General features: G+C 38.2%; 20 protein-coding genes and 1 pseudogene. 13 read left to right on the top strand and 8 right to left on the bottom strand.

Features of this window, described 5'->3' with window-relative positions; all coding sequences use genetic code 11:
- Position 1 precedes the first annotated feature (1 nt).
- The 5 genes and pseudogenes from CYP26_RS00510 to CYP26_RS10205 form a co-directional block, all read right to left on the bottom strand.
- Positions 2–1246: an MFS transporter gene (locus tag CYP26_RS00510; RefSeq protein ID WP_103629973.1), complete on the bottom strand. Its 1245-nt coding sequence runs from the start codon at positions 1244–1246 to the stop codon at positions 2–4.
- Positions 1236–1754 carry a hypothetical protein gene (locus CYP26_RS00505; RefSeq protein ID WP_258031350.1) on the bottom strand — a complete coding sequence of 173 codons (519 nt, stop codon included), beginning with the start codon at positions 1752–1754 and terminating at the stop codon, positions 1236–1238. The genes CYP26_RS00510 and CYP26_RS00505 overlap by 11 nt, the downstream gene beginning before the upstream one ends.
- Positions 1738–2019 carry an AtpZ/AtpI family protein gene (locus CYP26_RS00500; protein ID WP_103629971.1) on the bottom strand — a complete coding sequence of 94 codons (282 nt, stop codon included), beginning with the start codon at positions 2017–2019 and terminating at the stop codon, positions 1738–1740. The genes CYP26_RS00505 and CYP26_RS00500 overlap by 17 nt, the downstream gene beginning before the upstream one ends.
- Complete coding sequence (hemL, locus tag CYP26_RS00495; protein WP_103629970.1) at positions 2019–3302, bottom strand: glutamate-1-semialdehyde 2,1-aminomutase; 1284 nt, start codon at positions 3300–3302, stop codon at positions 2019–2021. Before hemL ends, CYP26_RS00500 begins: the two co-directional genes overlap by 1 nt.
- A gap of 269 nt (positions 3303–3571) precedes the next feature.
- A pseudogene (locus CYP26_RS10205) lies at positions 3572–3907 on the bottom strand (c-type cytochrome); the annotation flags it as partial.
- Between the two features lie 83 nt (positions 3908–3990).
- On the opposite strand from CYP26_RS10205, the gene folD reads away from it, so the two are divergent.
- Genes folD through CYP26_RS00475 form a run of 3 tightly spaced genes read left to right on the top strand, consistent with a single transcriptional unit; the run spans position 3991 to position 6402 of the window.
- Positions 3991–4842, top strand: coding sequence for a bifunctional methylenetetrahydrofolate dehydrogenase/methenyltetrahydrofolate cyclohydrolase FolD (gene folD / locus CYP26_RS00485; protein ID WP_103629968.1), 852 nt, complete (start codon positions 3991–3993; stop codon positions 4840–4842).
- A gap of 11 nt (positions 4843–4853) precedes the next feature.
- Positions 4854–5759: a signal peptidase I gene (lepB, locus tag CYP26_RS00480; protein WP_103629967.1), complete on the top strand. Its 906-nt coding sequence runs from the start codon at positions 4854–4856 to the stop codon at positions 5757–5759.
- Positions 5746–6402 carry a site-2 protease family protein gene (locus CYP26_RS00475; RefSeq protein ID WP_103629966.1) on the top strand — a complete coding sequence of 219 codons (657 nt, stop codon included), beginning with the start codon at positions 5746–5748 and terminating at the stop codon, positions 6400–6402. The genes lepB and CYP26_RS00475 overlap by 14 nt, the downstream gene beginning before the upstream one ends.
- A gap of 18 nt (positions 6403–6420) precedes the next feature.
- Here the strand turns inward: CYP26_RS00475 and CYP26_RS00470 are convergent, their stop codons facing one another.
- Positions 6421–7806 carry a DUF4139 domain-containing protein gene (locus CYP26_RS00470; RefSeq protein WP_103629965.1) on the bottom strand — a complete coding sequence of 462 codons (1386 nt, stop codon included), beginning with the start codon at positions 7804–7806 and terminating at the stop codon, positions 6421–6423.
- Between the two features lie 109 nt (positions 7807–7915).
- Between CYP26_RS00470 and rpiB the strand changes: the two genes are divergently transcribed.
- The 10 genes from rpiB (at position 7916) to CYP26_RS00420 (ending at position 15737) form a co-directional block, all read left to right on the top strand.
- Positions 7916–8359: a ribose 5-phosphate isomerase B gene (gene rpiB / locus CYP26_RS00465; RefSeq protein ID WP_103612325.1), complete on the top strand. Its 444-nt coding sequence runs from the start codon at positions 7916–7918 to the stop codon at positions 8357–8359.
- Entirely contained in the window at positions 8356–8688 is a 333-nt protein-coding gene (locus CYP26_RS00460) for a hypothetical protein (protein WP_002939538.1), read from the top strand. The genes rpiB and CYP26_RS00460 overlap by 4 nt, the downstream gene beginning before the upstream one ends.
- Positions 8689–8708: 20 nt before the next feature.
- Positions 8709–9257, top strand: coding sequence for an adenine phosphoribosyltransferase (apt, locus tag CYP26_RS00455; RefSeq protein ID WP_103629964.1), 549 nt, complete (start codon positions 8709–8711; stop codon positions 9255–9257).
- A 1-nt stretch (position 9258) separates the two neighbouring features.
- Positions 9259–9864 (top strand): DedA family protein, encoded by a 606-nt coding sequence (locus CYP26_RS00450; protein WP_103629963.1) that lies wholly within the window; start codon positions 9259–9261, stop codon positions 9862–9864.
- Complete coding sequence (locus CYP26_RS00445; protein WP_103629962.1) at positions 9845–11296, top strand: leucyl aminopeptidase; 1452 nt, start codon at positions 9845–9847, stop codon at positions 11294–11296. The genes CYP26_RS00450 and CYP26_RS00445 overlap by 20 nt, the downstream gene beginning before the upstream one ends.
- Positions 11296–12399: a redox-regulated ATPase YchF gene (gene ychF / locus CYP26_RS00440; RefSeq protein ID WP_103567280.1), complete on the top strand. Its 1104-nt coding sequence runs from the start codon at positions 11296–11298 to the stop codon at positions 12397–12399. Before CYP26_RS00445 ends, ychF begins: the two co-directional genes overlap by 1 nt.
- 72 nt (positions 12400–12471) lie before the next feature.
- Positions 12472–13359 carry a choline kinase family protein gene (locus CYP26_RS00435; RefSeq protein WP_103629961.1) on the top strand — a complete coding sequence of 296 codons (888 nt, stop codon included), beginning with the start codon at positions 12472–12474 and terminating at the stop codon, positions 13357–13359.
- Positions 13356–14228, top strand: a complete 873-nt coding sequence (locus tag CYP26_RS00430) for a DMT family transporter (protein WP_103629960.1) — start codon at positions 13356–13358, stop codon at positions 14226–14228. Before CYP26_RS00435 ends, CYP26_RS00430 begins: the two co-directional genes overlap by 4 nt.
- Before the next feature lie 7 nt (positions 14229–14235).
- Positions 14236–14925, top strand: coding sequence for an NTP transferase domain-containing protein (locus CYP26_RS00425; RefSeq protein ID WP_181000827.1), 690 nt, complete (start codon positions 14236–14238; stop codon positions 14923–14925).
- Positions 14922–15737 (top strand): LicD family protein, encoded by an 816-nt coding sequence (locus tag CYP26_RS00420; protein ID WP_103629958.1) that lies wholly within the window; start codon positions 14922–14924, stop codon positions 15735–15737. The genes CYP26_RS00425 and CYP26_RS00420 overlap by 4 nt, the downstream gene beginning before the upstream one ends.
- Before the next feature lie 10 nt (positions 15738–15747).
- On the opposite strand, the gene CYP26_RS00415 is transcribed toward CYP26_RS00420, so the two are convergent.
- On the bottom strand, positions 15748–16551 hold the full coding sequence (locus tag CYP26_RS00415) for a phosphatidylserine decarboxylase (RefSeq protein ID WP_103629957.1): 804 nt from the start codon (positions 16549–16551) through the stop codon (positions 15748–15750).
- Between the two features lies 1 nt (position 16552).
- Positions 16553–17665 carry a metallophosphoesterase gene (locus CYP26_RS00410; protein WP_103629956.1) on the bottom strand — a complete coding sequence of 371 codons (1113 nt, stop codon included), beginning with the start codon at positions 17663–17665 and terminating at the stop codon, positions 16553–16555.
- Positions 17666–17757: the final 92 nt, after the last annotated feature.

Below are 17757 nucleotides of genomic sequence, written 5' to 3'. Positions count from 1 at the left end.
TCTACTTTTTATTTTCTCTATCGGCAAAATTGCCATTTTGCTGAATAGTCGCGATACCAGCCGTCCTTGCGACAAGCCTGTCGTTGTAGTCTTTTCTCATGTGCTGCGGTATAGTCTTTTGCGTTAGTGCAAATAAAATGAGCCCAACATAAAGCACCAAATAGACATAGATAAAGCCAAATGCACCAAAAATTTTCATCGCATAGCTCATAAGAAGCGGCGAGAAAAGCGATGCAAAAGAGTAGCTAAAAAGCAGCGCGCGTGCCACTTGGACGCTCTTTGTCTTGTCTGTGATCTCATCATTTGCCCTAGCAAGCGAAAGTCCGTATGTACAAAAAATGCCGCCGCCAAAGAAAAATGAAAGTATGTATTGAACGATCAAATTTGAGCCATTTAGCAAAAATAAAACCGCACTGATTAAAGATACAACGCTACAAAGCAAGAGCGCTGGGCGTCTGCCATATTTATCTGAAAAGCCTCCGATAAATGTTTGAGCCAAAAAGCCTCCAGCCATCGCTATAGTCATAAAAAATGACGCCTCTTTTGCGCTATATCCTTGAAGCAAGACAAAGAGGCTTGCCATAGAAAAAAAGCCATTTATCGCAAGCCCTGCAACGAGCGCTCCCACGAGTGCTAGCGGGACGATACCAAAAATTTTTGGGATGTTTATGGGTTGGCGCTGCGGGATTTGAGGCTGGTTGATGCGGATTAAATTTAAAGGTATGCTTGAGAGCATGATAAAGGCTGCACTGATGATGAAAATTTCAAATGCGCTAAGATCAAGCGCTAAGATCAAAATTCCAAGTCCAAAACTTGTGTAGAAAACGCACTCGTAAAAGGCGATGACGCGCGATCTTATCTTGTTTGGAATTTTAGCGTTTAGCCAGCTTTCTATAACCATCAAAAGTGCGTAGTAGCAATATCCCAAAAATGCTCGCAAAATCGCCCAAAAGATCAAATTTTCACTTATGGCGTGAAGCATGGCTGAGACTGCAAATATAGCTGAAAAGATAGCAAAAGCTCTGATGTGACCAGTGGTTGAGATGATCCTGTGCGCTGTGATCGTGCTAATTAACGCTCCTATAAAAAATCCAGTGTTAATTAGTCCAATCGCAAGCTCGCCTACGCCATTTTGCTTAAGAAGCGCACTACAAGATGCGATGACTAGGCCATTGCCTATAAAAAGCAGGCTCATGCCCAAAAATAGCGGCCCCATCGAGCGAATGATCCTAAAACTACTTGCCATCTGCGTCCTTTCTTAAATTATTTTGCATTATCCCAAAGATAAAAGCTCCAATAGGCATCGGAGCAAGCCCCACTAAAAAGCCAGGCACGTTTAGTAAATTTTCATTTTTTAAAAATATAAATCCAAAAAAAAGTATCGCATACGCAACCAAGCGATAAGGCATAAAAGCTGCTGCAAAGCTTCTATCTTTAAATGAAAATTTCTGCTTTTTTAGCCTTGCCTTTTCATCTTTTAGGCTAAACTCTTTTGCCTCATTTTGGGGCAAAATTTCATCATCCTCTTCGTCCTCTTCTTCTATATTGGCTAAAATTTCATCTCTTGCATTTTCTAGCCTTGAGTTTATGCGATTTTTATAGGCAAAAAAGCTAGCCGTTAGGATGATAAGCGAGGCAAAAAATGAAATTTGCGAGCTTATAAAAAATTGATTTGATATAAATTTGCCAACGACGCTAAGGGCTATCCAAAGCGCAAAGTAGCAAATAAAAAGCCTGCTAATCGTCCTCGTCATCATCGTCTTTTGTGTAGCCTTTATATCTAGCCTCGTCTTTTAGCTCATCTAAGCTTTTAACCTGCGCTTTGTAGGCTTTATAGACATTTAAAATGGCAGCTGCGATGCCAAAGGCAAGCCCTATCCAAAGCGCTGGCGTGAAATTTGTAGCCTTTTTTACAAGATATCCTAGCCCAGTGCCGATCACCACAGCCACGACCATAGATATACCAAGACTTAGCTGCTCAGCACCTGCTACGATATCTTTTATCTTAAATTTTGACATTAAGCTTTTATCTCCATAAATGCCTCTTTAGCTGCATTTACCGCTAGATCGATATCCGCTTCACTCATCGCATCGCAGATAAATCCCGTCTCAAACTGACTAGGTGCAAGATAAATTCCGCGTCTAAGCATCGCTTGGTGAAATTTAGCAAAGAGTTTTGTGTCGCTCTTTAGCGCATCGTCGTAGTTTTTCACAACGTGATCTGTAAAAAAGTAGCCAAACATCGAGCCACGAACCTCGGTTTGTATAGCGATACCAGCGCTCTTTGCTGCCTCTTTAAAGCCGTCCATTAGTTTTTTAGCTAATTTTTCAAGTCTAGCGTATAAATTTACATCGCTATTTATCTTAGAAATAGCCGCTATACCAGCGCTCATCGCCACTGGGTTGCCACTTAGCGTGCCCGCTTGATATACAGCGCCCTCTGGGCTTAGGCAGTCCATGATCTTAGCCTTACCGCCAAATGCAGCGACGTTCATGCCTCCGCCTATAACTTTGCCAAATGTGACAAGATCGGCATCCACTTCGTGAAATGGATATGAGCCAAGGCGAGAAGCCCTAAAACCGCTCATAACCTCATCAAGTATAAGCACTGCGCCAAATTTATCGCAAAGCGCCCTAAGCTCCTGCAAGAATTTCTTATCAGCTGGCACAAGCCCCATATTTCCAGCGATAGGCTCGATTATGACGACACCTATCTTATCTTTATTGTTCTCAAAGATGGCTTTTACACTCTCTATATCGTTGTAGATAGCTAAAAATGTGTTTTTCACAACATCTTGTGGCACGCCGCCGCTTGAAGCGTTGCCGTATGTCGTAGCGCCACTTCCTGCTTTGATAAGAAGTGCGTCGCTGTGTCCGTGGTAGCAGCCTTCAAATTTGATAAGTCCGTCTTTTTTAGCATATCCTCTAGCCACTCTGATAGCGCTCATGGTAGCCTCAGTGCCAGAGCTAACGAAGCGAATTTTATCTATTTGTTTAAACTCATCGCATATTAGCTTTGCTAGAGCGGTCTCTTTTGGAGAGGGAGCGCCGTAAGAAACGCCTTGTTTTACAGCAGAGATGATCGCTTCTTCTATGTCTTTGTCGCAGTGACCAAAGATGAGCGGACCCCAGCTTTGGATGAAGTCAAGGTACTTTTTGCCCTCGACGTCGTATAGATAAGCTCCCCTAGCATGATCTATCATCACAGGCTCGCCTCCAACACTGCCAAATGCACGAACAGGTGAATTTACGCCACCTGGGATATATTTTTTAGCTTCGCTAAATGCCTCTTTATTTGTCATTTTTTATCCTTTTGATTTTGTGTTTTTAAATTTGTCTTTTGATTATCTTTTTGATTTGTTACTGGCTTTGCTGGTGACTTTGGTGCCTGCGTGTTAGCTGGCTTTACAGGCTCAGCTGGTTTTGCAGGAGCGCTCTTGGCTGGCTCTGCAGTTTGTGCGCTTGGGGCAGCTTTGGCAGGTTCTGGCTGTTTTTGCGTAGTAGCAGGAGCGACTGGCTTAGCTAAATTTTTAGGTGCTACTTTTGCCGCTTTTGCAGGAGGTTTCATCTGATTTGTGATGTATTCATAAAGGATTGTTGTCTCCTCGTCTGTCAAAAAGTAGCTTGGCATGACGCCTTTTGGCTTTGTTAGAGCTGCTTTAAAGCTTTCAAAGTCTATATCATTTATCTTTGGCGCCCTAAGCTCATCATCGACCGTTTTGTTTGCTTTTTTGTCAAAGTGCTTGTATTTAGAGATTAGGCTGCCCTCGCCCTTTGCGCCGTGACATTTATCACAGCCTATGCCACGCGGATTTAGGTAGAGCATCTTGGCGTACTCGGTCTTTGTGATAAAATCAGCACCAAAAATCGCCACGCAAAAAAGCAAAATCAAAAAAACAGACCTCATAAACCTCTCTTTTAAAAATTTAATTTATTTTTAGGTATGATACCACCCTTGTGATTAAAAAAGCTTTTAAGTAAGGATCGAATATGAAAATTTTAGACGGAAAAGCCGTATCTTTAAAGGTCAAAGAAAGCGTAAAAGTAAGAGCTGATGAGCTAAAGAAATTTGGTGTCGAGCCAACCTTGGCCGTCGTCTTGGTCGGTGAAGATAAGGCATCTCAAACATACGTTAGAGCCAAAGAGAAAGCCTGCAACGAATACGGCATAAAAAGCGTGGCTCACCGTCTAAGTGAAAATACAACTCAAAACGAGCTACTTGCCCTTATAAACGTGCTAAATTTAGACGATAGCATCCATGGCATCTTGGTTCAGCTACCACTGCCAAAGCACATCGATACAAACGTCGTGCTCGCAGCGATCGATCCACGAAAAGATGTAGATGGTTTTCACGCTGTAAATGTTGGCAAACTTGTTAGCGGGCTTGATGGCTTCGTGCCTTGCACACCCCTTGGCGTGATGGAGATTTTAAAAGAGTATGGCATAGATGTAGCTGGGCTAAATTCAGTGGTGATTGGCAGAAGCAACATCGTTGGCAAACCTATGGCAAATTTGCTCCTAAATGCCTCTGCAACGGTTACAGTGACACATAGCAAGACTAAAAATTTAAAAGAAATTTGCAAAAATGCTGACCTCATCGTTGCTGCCATTGGCAAGCCATTTTTCTTAAAGGCTGATATGGTAAAAGATGGCGCAGTAGTCGTTGATGTGGGCATAAACAGACTTGATGATGGCAGGCTTGTGGGCGATGTGGATTTTGAAGAGATCGCACCAAAATGCTCATACATCACGCCTGTTCCTGGCGGCGTTGGTCCGATGACCATAGCCATGCTTTTAAACAACACCATCCTTGCTGCACAAGCAAAGATAGCTAAAAATTAAAGAGTGAGATAATGAAGAGAGCTTTTACTAAATTTTATGACTTTTGCTCGAGCTGGACAGGCACGGTTATCATCGTTTTGCTTGTCATTTTCTTTGTAGCTCAAGCCTTTGTGATCCCGTCTGGTTCGATGAAAAACACGCTTTTGGTTGGGGATTTTTTATTTGCTAAAAAGTATGTTTATGGCATACCAACACCAAGAATTCCATGGCTTGAGGTGAAAATTTTACCTGAGCTAAATGGCAATGGTCACCTCATCACAGGCGATGGTCCTGCAAGGGGCGATATAGTCGTATTTCGCTATCCAAACGATGAAAAAACTCACTTTGTAAAGCGCTGCTTTGCAACCAGCGAGGACGAGATCGTCTTTACTGAAAAAGCCCTCTATCTACGCCCAAAAGAGGGAGATAGCTTTATAAAGGCAAACTGCCGTGAAAATTTAAACGGCAAAGAGAGTAAATTTGGCTACTCATGTAGCGATGTTGTCGAGCTTGATGGCAAGCTTTTCATAAAAGAGCCATATAGATTTAGCGGCATCCACTACGATGAAAATGTAAATTTATTTGAGCAGATGGTTTTCATGCTAAATACAAACAAATCAAACGTTTTTATGAAGCCAGCGCTCATTAGCTCACTACCGCAAAATCCAAATTTTAACTTTAACGCTTTTTACGTCAAAGTGCCAAAAGATGAGTACTTTATGATAGGCGACAACCGCGACCACTCAAACGATAGCCGTTTTTGGGGAAGCGTGGCTTACAAAGATATAGTTGGACAGCCTTGGTTTATATATTTTAGCTGGGATAATAACTACAATGTTCGCTGGGAGCGTATCGGACGCTTTGTAGATACGATAGAAAATGATGAGTTTTTCACAAAACAAGCTTTAAAAGAAGGAGAAGTTGATGGACTTCACTAATTTTGACCCCATAAAAGTCGCCACTATCGTCATCTCTTTAATAATCGCCATCGTCGGTCACGAGATCGCGCACGGATATGTCGCTTATAAATTTGGCGACAACACAGCAAAAAATCTTGGCAGACTTAGCATAAATCCCATAAAACACATCGACCTTGTTGGCACTATCATCGTGCCACTGGTGCTTTATCTAAGCACTGGTATGATGTTTGGCTGGGCAAAACCAGTGCCTGTAAATACCTACACAGTCGTGCGAAATGGTGGCTACAAGGCAGCTATCTACGTAAGTCTAGCTGGCATTTGCTATAACATCATCCTAGGCATCTTGTCGCTTTTTGTGCTAAAGGCTCTATTAAATATAGAAACCTTTGAAATTTTACTTCAGTTTTTATTTACGCTTGCGCTTTTAAATTTGATGTTAGCTATATTTAACCTCTATCCGATCCCGCCACTTGATGGCTTTCACGCGACCCAGTACACGCTTAGAAATTTTGGCTTTCACGCACTAGCTGAGAAGCTTGAGGGCATCTCGCGATATGGCTTTGTCATCCTTATCATCATCCTCGTCTCGCCTTTAAAAGATACTATCTTTTATCCGACAAGATACGTTTTAGATATCGCAAGCGCCTTTATAAATGGCTAAATTTAGAGCAAATTTGCTCTAAATTTTTGGCTTTGTGATCTTATAAGAGTACTCTTTTTTAAATTCCTCTTTTGGTGCGAGGCTAAATTTAAGCTCCACCTTGCCATCCTTGCTGATATCTTTTTTATCAAATCCCTTTATCTCGACCTTTACAGCCTCATCAGCAGATACTGGCACGCGATCAACCAAAGTGACATCGACACTTTTACTTGAGTTATTTTTGACACTTATCTCATAGCCCTCTTCGCTTATTCGCTCTTTGCCAAGAAGCGAGCTCTTTTTAAATTTATTTAATCGCTCTTTTTTAAGCTCGATTAGCTCGTTTTGTCCCAAAAATAGCTGCACTGGCTCATCTTTAGCTTTCATCTCAAACTCACTTGGACTGCCAACACTCACACCATTAACGTAAAACTGCGTTTTAGCTGGCGTTAGATCATCATTTAGCTTAAAGCTAGCTACGTTATATGCCTTTAGCGAGCCGTAAAAATCAGCAAAAACGCTAAAATTTGCATCCATTTTTTGCGTGTCGTAAGTTATATATTTACTCTCGCCTTTTGCTAAATTTATCCCATCTATCTTCCAAATTTTGGCAAACTCATTCTCATCTCTTTGCACACGCATATCAGCGACCTCAGCGGTGACTTTTGCGGCTCTTAGCATATTTTTTGAAGCGCCGTAACCATCAGCCTCTGCCTCACTCTCCTCATACCAAGGGTAAAACTTGCTTGGAGCAAGCGCCTTTTGATATCTGGTTGGATAGATAGCGAGCTTTAAATTTTTAACATCACTGGCAAATGGGTTGGTGAGTAAAATTTCTTGTTTTATCAAGATATTTTTGTTTTTTGTATCTGCATAAATTTCATTTAGCGTCTTTGGTGCCTCATCATCCATGTATGATAGCGTCGCCTCTTTTGGACTGCAAGCAAATTTCATATCAAGCTGCAAAAATCCAGCCATCTCGCTCTTTGGCTCGTTTTCCTTAAGCGCTTCAAGCTCACTTTTAGCAGCTGAAATTTTCTCGATATTTTCTAGGCTAAATTTATAAAACTCATCAGCTCTTTTTGTCACATCGTTACTTTTGTTTTCTTCTACTAAAGCTTGCTCTATAAACCTACCTCTTGCATTTAGCGCCTCAAGCTTGTTATTTAAATTTGCAACTTCTTGCTTCCATTTTATGTAACTTGGGCTATTTTCTTCGCTGATCTTTTTTAGATAAGCATTCGCGTCACAATCTCCATTTATAGTGATGTTCTCACTCTGCACACCCTCTGGCACAAAGGCGCTAAAAGAGCTATTTGCGTCACTAAATTTTTGAGTGATGATGGTTTGATCTGTGTATATCTCTATCAAATTTTCATTTGCAAAGGCTAGCGTAGAAGCCACTAAAAAGAGTGCTTTTTTCATATTTTCTCCTTTAAATTTTTGGTAAATTATAGCTTCATTTTGGCTGAGAGTAAAATTTTATTTTAATGCAACTTTGACTATAATCAACAAAAAATTTAACGGACTTTTCATGAAGATAGACAAAGTTTTCTTAGCTAGCGATCACGCTGGTTTTGAGCTAAAAAACGAGCTTAAAGAGGCCATTAAAGGGCTTGGATACGAAGTGGTTGATCTTGGTACAAACGATAAAAATAGCGTTGATTACCCTGATTATGCGCATTTGTTAGCGAGCAAGCTTGAGCCTAACTGCTACGGCGTGCTAGTTTGTGGCACAGGCATTGGCATCTCAATCGCTGCAAACAGGCATGAAAACGTAAGGTGTGCCCTTTGTCACGACGAATTTACCGCAAGGCTTGCCAGAGAGCACAACGACGCAAATGTCATCGCTTTTGGCGCAAGGGTTATCGGCGCAGGCGTTGCTATCTCGGCGGCTGAAGCCTTTTTAAAGACTGAGTTTGCAGGTGGCAGACACGAAAGACGAGTCAAAAAAATAGAGCTTGAGGCAGGCAAATGATAGGCGAGTGGATCGTTTTTACTGCTCTTGTTTGTGCTGCGATCTACCTAACCGTCATGGTTTTTTACTTTAAAACGCTTCTAAAAAAAGAGCGTGCGACAAAAGATTTTATGAAAAACAACCTCCAAGACACCGAGGTCGTCATAAGAAAATTTCAGATCCAACTCCAACGAAGTCTAGGCAACATCGACATCTTGACAGACGAGCTAAACAAAACTAAAAACGACGTAACCTCACTTCGCACAAGAAATTCCCAGTACCGCCTAGAAAACGACAAGCTAAGACAACGCATTCGTGAGCTTGAAGGCAAGATCGAAGCGCTACTATAACCTCAAATTTAAGGAAATTTATGAAAATTTTAGATCAAAAAGGCAAAGAATTTTTACTAAACTCTATTCGCTGCATAAACGATTTTCCAAAGCCTGGCATAGTTTTTCGCGACATCACGACGCTACTAAATAACAAAGAGGCATTTAACTTTTTGATAGATCATTTGGTGGCTAGATATGAGGATGCAAATATCGACTATATCGCTGGTATCGAGTCACGAGGCTTTATCTTTGGCGCGGCGCTTGCAGCAAGACTAAGGCTACCTTTTGTGCCTATTCGCAAGCCAAAAAAACTACCTTTTATCACGCTTTCTCAAAAATATAGCCTAGAATACGGCGTAGATGAAGTGCAAATTCACATCGACGCCTTTGGCGAAAAAGTGGGTGCAAGAGTGCTTTTGATGGACGATCTCATAGCCACTGGAGGCACTGCAAAGGCTTCAGTTGAGCTTATCAATCAAACTAATGCAACCTGCGTAGAAGCGTGCTTTATAATAGATCTAGTCGATCTAAAAGGTAGCGAAAAGCTAAAGTCGCTTACTAAAATTTACAGTGTTTTAGAGGTTTAGAATGGAAGAGTTTTTTATAGAGCTGCTTAAAGAGTACGGCTACATCATACTTTTTGTCTGGTGTATCATGGAGGGCGAGATGGCCTTAATAATGGCTGGAATTCTCGCTCACACCACGCACATGCATATCGCGCTTGCTATCTTTGTGGCTGGACTTGGAGGCTTTGTCGGGGATCAAATTTACTTTTATTTAGGGCGTTACAATAAAAAATACATCGCAAAAAGGCTTCACACGCAGCGGAGAAAATTTGCAGTGGCGCACATAATGCTGAAAAAATACGGCTGGCCGATCATCTTTTTGCAACGCTATATGTATGGCTTTCGTGTCATCCTACCGCTTTGCATAGGACTTACTGGCTATGATGCTAAAAAATATGCCTTTATAAATTTGATCAGCGCTTGGTGCTGGGCGGCGATCACCACCATACCTGCTTGGATACTTGGCGAGCATATACTTGTGCTTTTGCAAAAAGCAAAAGAGCACTGGTATGTCGCTATCCCAGTGGTTGCCATATTTATGGGGCTTTTGATTTATACATTTAAGCGCATCGAAAATAAAATTTTAAACGAAAGGAGAGACAGAAGACATGCAGTTTCAAATAGTTGATAAAAAATTAAAAGACATAAAAGCTGATATTGAACTAATTTTCATAGTGGATAAGGACTTAAAACATAAATTTATAGGCGATAAAGAGGCTATTAAATTTAACAATTACAAAGGCGAGAGCGTCCTTATCCTAAGCGAGGCAAAAAAGGCTTACGTGCCACTTTCTAAGCTAGAATTTGACGAGCTAAGGCTTGCGGCTGCTAAAGCTTATAACGCGCTAAAATCGCTAAATATTAAGAGCATAAAACTAGCTTCTTACGTAGCGCAGTGCCAAAAACTAAGCTTTGAGGCGTTAGCTGAGGGCTTTTTGCTTGGAAGCTATGAATTTAACAAGTATAAAGAGAAAAAAGAGAGATACACCCTTAAAGAGATCATCTTTTCTACTGAAGAATTTGCTGGCAAAAAGGTCGATCTAAAGGCAGCAAACGAGGGCTTTAAAGAAGCAGTGATCATCGCTGAGGCTACAAATTTTGCAAAAGATATCGTAAATGAAATTCCAGAAATTTACACCCCACAAAAGATGGCGCAGGACGCGCAAAATTTAGCTAAAAGCCATGCGAGCATAAAGTGCGAGGTCTATGACGAGAAATTTCTAGCAAAAGAAAAAATGAACGCATTTTTGGCAGTAAACCGCGCAAGCGTGCATAAACCAAGGCTCATCCACCTAACCTACAAGCCTAAAAAGTCTAAAAAACGCATCATCTTTGTCGGCAAAGGTCTAACATACGATAGTGGCGGCCTTAGCTTGAAACCGGCTGATTATATGCTAACGATGAAGTCAGACAAAAGCGGCGCAGCAGCGGCTCTTGGCATCATAAAGGGTGCAGCGGAGCTAAATTTACCATTTGAAATTCACGCCATTTTAGGCGCAACTGAAAATATGATTGGTGGCAACGCTTATAAGCCTGATGACGTGCTAATTTCAAGAAGTGGTGTTAGCATAGAGGTGAGAAACACCGATGCAGAGGGACGTTTGGTCTTGGCTGACTGCCTAAGCTACGCACAAGACTTTAAGCCAGACATCCTAATCGACATGGCAACCCTAACTGGCGCTTGCGTGGTGGGGCTTGGCGAATACACAACAGGCATCATGGGTAACAGCGAGAGCCTAAAAAGCGAGTTTAAAAACAAGATAAAAGATAGCGGCGAGCTAGCGACTATACTTGATTTTAACCCTTATCTTAGCGAGCTTATCAAAAGCCAGATCGCAGACGTTAGCAACTGTGCCTCAAGTAGATATGGCGGCGCGATCACGGCTGGCATGTTTTTGGCTAAATTTATCAAAGATGAGTACAAAGATAAGTGGCTACACCTTGACATCGCAGGCCCAGCATACCGCGAAAAGGCTTGGGGATACAACCAAACAGGTGCGAGTGGAGCGGGTGTGAGGATGAATTTATACTTTTTACAAGCACTTAGCAAGGAGGATTGATGGGACTTTCAGTTGGAATAGTAGGCCTACCAAATGTGGGCAAATCAACTACATTTAACGCACTTACAAAGGCGCAAAACGCTGAGAGTGCGAACTATCCATTTTGCACTATCGAGCCAAACAAAGCCATCGTGCCAGTGCCTGATAAACGCCTAAACGAGCTTGCAAAGATCGTAAATCCAAATAAAATTCAATACTCAACCATCGAATTTGTCGATATCGCAGGCCTTGTAAAAGGGGCAAGCTCTGGCGAGGGACTTGGCAATAAATTTTTATCAAACATCAGAGAGACCGAGCTAATACTTCACATAGTTCGCTGCTTTGAGGATGAGAACATCACTCACGTCGAGGGTAGCGTCGATCCAGTAAGAGACATCGAGATCATCCAAACCGAGCTGATACTAGCTGACATCGAGCAGCTTAATAAAAAGATAGAAAAGCTCACAAGAGAGGCAAAAGCAAATGCAAAAGGCGCAAAAGAGGCGCTTGAGATAGCAAATTTGCTTCTAGCTCACCTAAACGATGGCAAAAGTGCAAGTAGCTTTGAGCAAAGAGATAGCGAGGCATTTTTGGCGCTAAACAAAGAGCTAAGACTTCTAAGCGCAAAAGAGGTAGTTTATGGCGCAAATGTCGATGAAGAGGGACTTAGCGAAGATAATAAATTTGTAAAAGCGCTAAAAGAGTACGCTAAAGCTTCAGACCACGAGGTGATCAAACTTTGCGCCAAAGTCGAAGAGGAGCTAATAGGTCTAAGCGACGAAGAAGCTCACGAGTTTTTGGCATCTCTTGGCACAAGTGAGAGCGGACTTGAGAAGATCATCAAAACGTCTTTTGCGAAGCTAAATTTAATAAGCTATTTCACAGCTGGCGTCGTTGAAGTTAGAGCTTGGACGATCACAAATGGCTGGAAAGCGCCAAAAGCAGCAAGCGTCATCCACAACGACTTTGAGAGAGGCTTTATCAGAGCTGAAGTGATAAGCTATGATGACTACATCGCACATGGCGGCGAAAATGGAGCCAAAGAGGCTGGCAAGATGAGACTTGAAGGCAAAGACTACGTCGTGCAAGATGGCGATGTGATGCACTTTAGGTTTAATGTCTAAATTTAGCCCTTTTTGGGCTAAATTTATCAAATTTCATGCTTATTGGATTTTAAAAATATTAAAGGAAAGTTTGTGCTCACAGCAGATAATGTCTCAGAAATTTTTTATCAAATTACAAATAAAAAAGCACAACATATAGTGGCACTAGGAGGAATGACTAACTCAAATTTTCTTATCACAACTTCAAATGTCGATGGGCCAGATAACCAATATGTTTTAAGAATCCCTGGATTAAATTCAAATAATATGATAAATAGACTTTGGGAAATAAAAAATCAAATTTTAGCTTCTGACTTCGGATTAAACGTACCAACTGTATATTTTAATGAAAATAATGGTATAAAAATAACTAAATTTTTAAAAGGAGCAGAAACACTTAAACCAAATACAATCAAAGACCATATAAAAGATATTGTAAAAAGGCTTCGTGAATTACATACAAGCAATTTAAAATTTCAAAACGAATTTAATCCTTTTTTAGAATTAGATAAATATTTGCGCTTAGTCAAAAAAGAAAACTTAAATGTTTTTAATGACGATTTAGAAAAAAGTATTATTTTTTTTAAAGAATTGGAAAAACATATATACAAAATAAACCAATCAAAGTATGGATCAAATTTATTTTTAAAACCGACACATGGTGACTTAGTATCAGAAAATATACTGTATGATAATGGTAAAATTTATATAATAGATTGGGAATATTCAGGGCTTAACGATCCTTTATGGGACATTGCATCACTATTTTTAGAAAACAATTTTACAAAAAAAGATGAAGAATATTTTATTGGTTTATATAGTGTAGATAAACAAGATAGGCAAAAAATAGGAATTTTTAAAAATGTCCAAGATATATTATGGACAGTTTGGACACTTGCAAAATTAGATAGCCAAAATAAAAAAGAGTACCTAGAGTATGCAAAAAATAGATTAGAAAGAGTTTTAAAATATAATATATGAATATAGGATATATTGCTGCGTTAGCAAGTGGACTTTTATGGGCTTTAGACGGCATATTCTTGTCCTTTTTGCAGGCCCCTAGTATTATTATTGCCATATTCCACGATGGCTTAAGTTTTGTTTTTATCCTATTTTATTTAATTATTTCTAGATCTTTTAAGAATATAACCAAAATCCCAAAAGATAGTATTAAAATTATAATAATTGCCTCCTTTTTTGGAGGTTTTATTGGCATGGGGTCTTTTATAGCTTCAATTTATTACTCTGGAGTCTCAACAGCTGCACTTTTTAGTTCATTATATCCTATTATAAGTATTGTTTTATCAAAATTTTTCCTTAAAGATAGACTAAAACCGATAGGCTACTTTGGTATCACGATTGCTGTTTTTGCAAGTATTTGTTTATGTTTTATCATGTATAAGCATTTTGAGTTTAATGCTCTTGGTACATTATTTGGATTTCTGTGTGCTATTGGTTGGGGAACCGAATGCGTGATAATAAATATTGCATTAAAAGGTAGTATCGATACAAAATTTGCTCTTTTCATAAGACAAGGAATAAGTTTTTCCTGCTTTTTAATTTGTATAGCTATTCTTTTTATGTTTTTTGATGATTTTTATTTAAGAAGAGACACAACTATTGACATAGAACTTAACAAAATTATATTGGCTTCATTTTTTGGTACAATTTCATATGTTTTATATTATATTGGCATACAAAAAATAGGGGCTCTCAGAGCTATGGGGTTAAATATCTCTTATAGTTTTTGGGCTATTTTGTTAAGCTATTTTTTTGGAGCCAAGATGGTTTTTGCAAAGACAATACTGTCAATAATTTTAATTTCTGGTTCATTATTAAGTAACTTATAGGGTAATTATGAATGCAATTATACTAGCAGCAGGGCTTGGGTCTAGGTTAAAAGAATTAACAAAAAATAAGCATAAAGCGCTTTTTGAAATAGAAGGCATACCAAATATTGAAAGAACCATAAATTTTTTAAATGAAATAAATATAAAAGAAATTTATATAATTACCGGATATTTAAGCGAGCAATTTGAATATCTAAAAGACAAATTCAATGTAGAACTAATTAAAAATAATAATTATGATAAGCTTAATAACCTATCATCTTTCTCGTTAGCTCTACCATATTTTGCAGATAGTTTTATAATAGATGCAGATGTTGTATTATTAAAAAATGTTCTTCATATTCCAACTACTTCAACTTATTTTACTACAATTAGAAAAAAGACCAACAAAAAAGAATGGGTTATAAAAAAGCATAATAACAGAGTTATAGGGGTTGAAATTTGCAATAAAGCAGAGTCATCTCTACTTGGTATAAGTTTTTTTTTAAAAAAAGATGCCGAAATCATAAAAAAACACATAGAGAGTTTAGGTGAAGAGTCTTTTTTGGACCCTAAAAAATACTATGACAATGCGATACTAGATACTCTTTGCAACATAAATATGGGATTTATAGATATAGATAATAATCTAGTTGCAGAGATTGATGATATGGATGATTTAAACGAATTAAATTTTAAAATAAAGACTTTAAAATGAGAGAGATTTCAATAAAAGAAGCAAAAAGCATAATGCTTGAAATGGCAAATTTTATTCATAAAATTTGCTTGGAAAATGACATAAAATATTCTCTTGCATATGGCACTCTAATAGGCGCAGTTAGACACAATGGCTTTATCCCATGGGACGATGATTTTGATATCTTTATGACAAGGGAAAACTATGAAAAATTAATAAAAATTCTAAAAAAATCTGATGACTACTATGTATTGGACTTTTACAAGGATGATTATATTTTTAATTTTGCAAAACTTTGTTCAAAAAGATTTATAGGAAAATTAACTTCAGATGATTTAAGACCTCACCCAAAAAGTTTTGGTATTTTTATAGATATTTTTCCACTAGATAATATAGTAGATTCACCTGACAATTGGATGAAAACACAAAAAAAACTAGTTCATGCACTTTCCTTTACAAGCTTTTATACATTTAACAAAGCTGGCAAAAAGAGTAGAAATTTTATAAAAGCTTTTACAAATTTTCCAAAACTTTTATTTTATAAATTTATAATTACTAAAAGTAGCATTTTGTCAAAAATAGAAACATTGATTGACGAAGCAAAAAAAAACAAAGATATTAACCTTATAGGAATTTATTCGAGCGGCTCAAAAGAGGTATATAGTAAAACCGACTTTAACGAATATGTGCTACACAAATTTGAAAATTATGAGCTAATGATCATAAAAAAATATGATCCTGTTTTGCGTTTATACTATGGCGACTATATGAGTCCACCAGAAGAGTCTAACCGGAAAGGTCACCATCCATATACTTATTTTGACACAAAATAAGTATATATTTTTAAGAATATTTCCTCAATATTCCGATAGCTTCAGCAAATTTTAGTTCTTTGTTTTCAAAGAGGTTGTATTCGATCGCATCTTTTTCGCTAAGTATGACGATAGTTGAGCCAAGCTCAAAATTTCCAAGGCGCTCACCCTTTTTGATATGTAAATTTTCATACTCATAAATTTGCGTAAAATTTGCCATAGCATTTGTTTGAATGCGTTCATCAAAGCAAAATTTCATCTTGCCAACGTTTAGCGCGCCCACAAAAACTAGCCAAAGTTTTTTGCCATTTTTCATCTCACAAAGTAGCGCCACACGCTCGTTTTTAGTATAAAGGCTATCGACCTTGCCAAGCCATTTTACCGCCACACTGTAAAGCTTACCAGGGATATAGACCGCTTTTTTTATCGTAATATCGCAAGGCGCATGATAGTGATGGTAGTCTTTTGGGCTAAGATAGATGTTTGCAAAGTCAAACTCGCCCTCAAGCTCGCCCTGCCCTAAAAGCTCCTTTAGACCGTAATTCATACCTTTTATACTAAAAGCTTCTAGCTCTTTTGTAGTGCCAAAGCTAAGGCAAGTGCCATCAACAGGACTTATAAATATCTCATCTGCTGCGTCAAATTCTCTTGGCTTTAAGAGCTCTCTGGTGAAAAGTTCGTTTAAATTTTTATACTCATTTGATGGCTTAAACTCGCTCATGTCGATCTTAAATAGCTTTACATAAAAGGAGTTGATAAGCTCTTGAAGCGGTTTGAAAAAATTTAATTTTGCAACTTTACCAAAAATTTGAGAGAAGAGATTGTCCTTGTTCATTTTATTCCTTACTTAAATTTAAAATAGCGATCTCACTAGGAGCAAATATCCTAACCGGAGGTCCCCAAAATCCTGCACCGCTACTAACATAAGCTTGCATTTTATCATTAATCTTATAAAGCCCATGTAAAAAACCCTGATCCAGCAAAACTAGGATACTAAAAGGGAAAATTTGTCCAGCATGCGTGTGACCGCAAAGGACTAGATCGACATCTTTTTGCATAGTTCTTATAAATTTTGGCTGATGAGAGAGTAGGATGGTCGGCAAATTTGGGTCGCGTCCAGCTAGTGCTTCGTCTAAATTTGGCTCTAAATTTTTAAATCTTATGCCAGCTAGATCATAGACCCCAGCTAAATTTATGCCAGCTATTTTTTCATTTTTATTGCCAAGCACCCTAATGCCTAGAGCGCGAATTTTTTCTAATATCCCATCAACTCCATGGTAGTATTCGTGATTGCCAGGGGCATAAAAGGTGCCATAGGTGCTTTTAAGGTTTTTTAATGGATCTAAAAAATCGCCGATAAGCTCAGCTCTCATATCAACCAAGTCGCCAACTATCACCACTAGGTCTGGCCTAGCCAAATTTATCTCTTTTACAAGCTCAGCAACAAAGTCCTTTTGCAAAAACTCACCAATATGCACATCTGTTATCATGGCTATTTTTAGATCGCTTTGTAAATTTTTTATTTTTATACTAATTTGTCTAATTTTTGGCGGAGTAAGTGCGTTAAAAATTCCTTTTAAAAAGCAAGCAACTATAAAAACAACAAATGTCACATCAAAGCAAAATTTAATAAATTTTCGTCTTGTGGGATTAAAATGAGCTTTTGAACAAATGCATCTAACAACATCATAAAATAAACTAACACCAAATAAAAATAGTGAAAAACCAATGAGAGTTCCTGCTATCAAATATAGCTCTATATTTAAAAAAGAAAATCTTAATTGAAGAACAAATACAAACTCAAGCGCGCTAATAATATAGAAAAATATGCGAATTTTTTTAAGATGTGGAGTAAAAAAAGATACCTTTTTTATAAAACGTTTGTATGAGTATAAATTTGTAAAAACACTAAAGATAAATGCCCCAATAATAATCCGAAAAAGTCCCAAAATATCTCCTTAAAAACAAAGATTATATTTTATATTTTTAAATTTACATTATAGATTTTATTAATTATTTAGAACAATTTGTAGTGCTAAGC

Source organism: Campylobacter concisus (assembly GCF_002913225.1).
Lineage (GTDB): Bacteria > Campylobacterota > Campylobacteria > Campylobacterales > Campylobacteraceae > Campylobacter_A > Campylobacter_A concisus_J.
Note: the sequence above shows the minus strand (reverse complement) of the source record. Positions and strands in the feature narration are given on the sequence as shown.

Excerpts from the sequence above, each read along its gene's own strand:
- CYP26_RS00430 (WP_103629960.1), top strand. The coding sequence starts at position 13,356 with ATGAATATAGGATATATTGCTGCGTTAGCAAGTGGACTTTTATGGGCT.
- rpiB (WP_103612325.1), top strand. The coding sequence starts at position 7,916 with ATGAAGATAGACAAAGTTTTCTTAGCTAGCGATCACGCTGGTTTTGAG.
- CYP26_RS00470 (WP_103629965.1), bottom strand. The coding sequence starts at position 7,806 with ATGAAAAAAGCACTCTTTTTAGTGGCTTCTACGCTAGCCTTTGCAAAT.
- lepB (WP_103629967.1), top strand. The coding sequence starts at position 4,854 with ATGAAGAGAGCTTTTACTAAATTTTATGACTTTTGCTCGAGCTGGACA.
- CYP26_RS00415 (WP_103629957.1), bottom strand. The coding sequence starts at position 16,551 with ATGAACAAGGACAATCTCTTCTCTCAAATTTTTGGTAAAGTTGCAAAA.
- hemL (WP_103629970.1), bottom strand. The coding sequence starts at position 3,302 with ATGACAAATAAAGAGGCATTTAGCGAAGCTAAAAAATATATCCCAGGT.
- CYP26_RS00500 (WP_103629971.1), bottom strand. The coding sequence starts at position 2,019 with ATGTCAAAATTTAAGATAAAAGATATCGTAGCAGGTGCTGAGCAGCTA.
- CYP26_RS00475 (WP_103629966.1), top strand. The coding sequence starts at position 5,746 with ATGGACTTCACTAATTTTGACCCCATAAAAGTCGCCACTATCGTCATC.
- folD (WP_103629968.1), top strand. The coding sequence starts at position 3,991 with ATGAAAATTTTAGACGGAAAAGCCGTATCTTTAAAGGTCAAAGAAAGC.
- ychF (WP_103567280.1), top strand. The coding sequence starts at position 11,296 with ATGGGACTTTCAGTTGGAATAGTAGGCCTACCAAATGTGGGCAAATCA.
- CYP26_RS00445 (WP_103629962.1), top strand. The coding sequence starts at position 9,845 with ATGCAGTTTCAAATAGTTGATAAAAAATTAAAAGACATAAAAGCTGAT.
- CYP26_RS00420 (WP_103629958.1), top strand. The coding sequence starts at position 14,922 with ATGAGAGAGATTTCAATAAAAGAAGCAAAAAGCATAATGCTTGAAATG.
- CYP26_RS00510 (WP_103629973.1), bottom strand. The coding sequence starts at position 1,246 with ATGGCAAGTAGTTTTAGGATCATTCGCTCGATGGGGCCGCTATTTTTG.
- CYP26_RS00450 (WP_103629963.1), top strand. The coding sequence starts at position 9,259 with ATGGAAGAGTTTTTTATAGAGCTGCTTAAAGAGTACGGCTACATCATA.
- CYP26_RS00425 (WP_181000827.1), top strand. The coding sequence starts at position 14,236 with ATGAATGCAATTATACTAGCAGCAGGGCTTGGGTCTAGGTTAAAAGAA.
- CYP26_RS00460 (WP_002939538.1), top strand. The coding sequence starts at position 8,356 with ATGATAGGCGAGTGGATCGTTTTTACTGCTCTTGTTTGTGCTGCGATC.
- apt (WP_103629964.1), top strand. The coding sequence starts at position 8,709 with ATGAAAATTTTAGATCAAAAAGGCAAAGAATTTTTACTAAACTCTATT.
- CYP26_RS00505 (WP_258031350.1), bottom strand. The coding sequence starts at position 1,754 with ATGACGAGGACGATTAGCAGGCTTTTTATTTGCTACTTTGCGCTTTGG.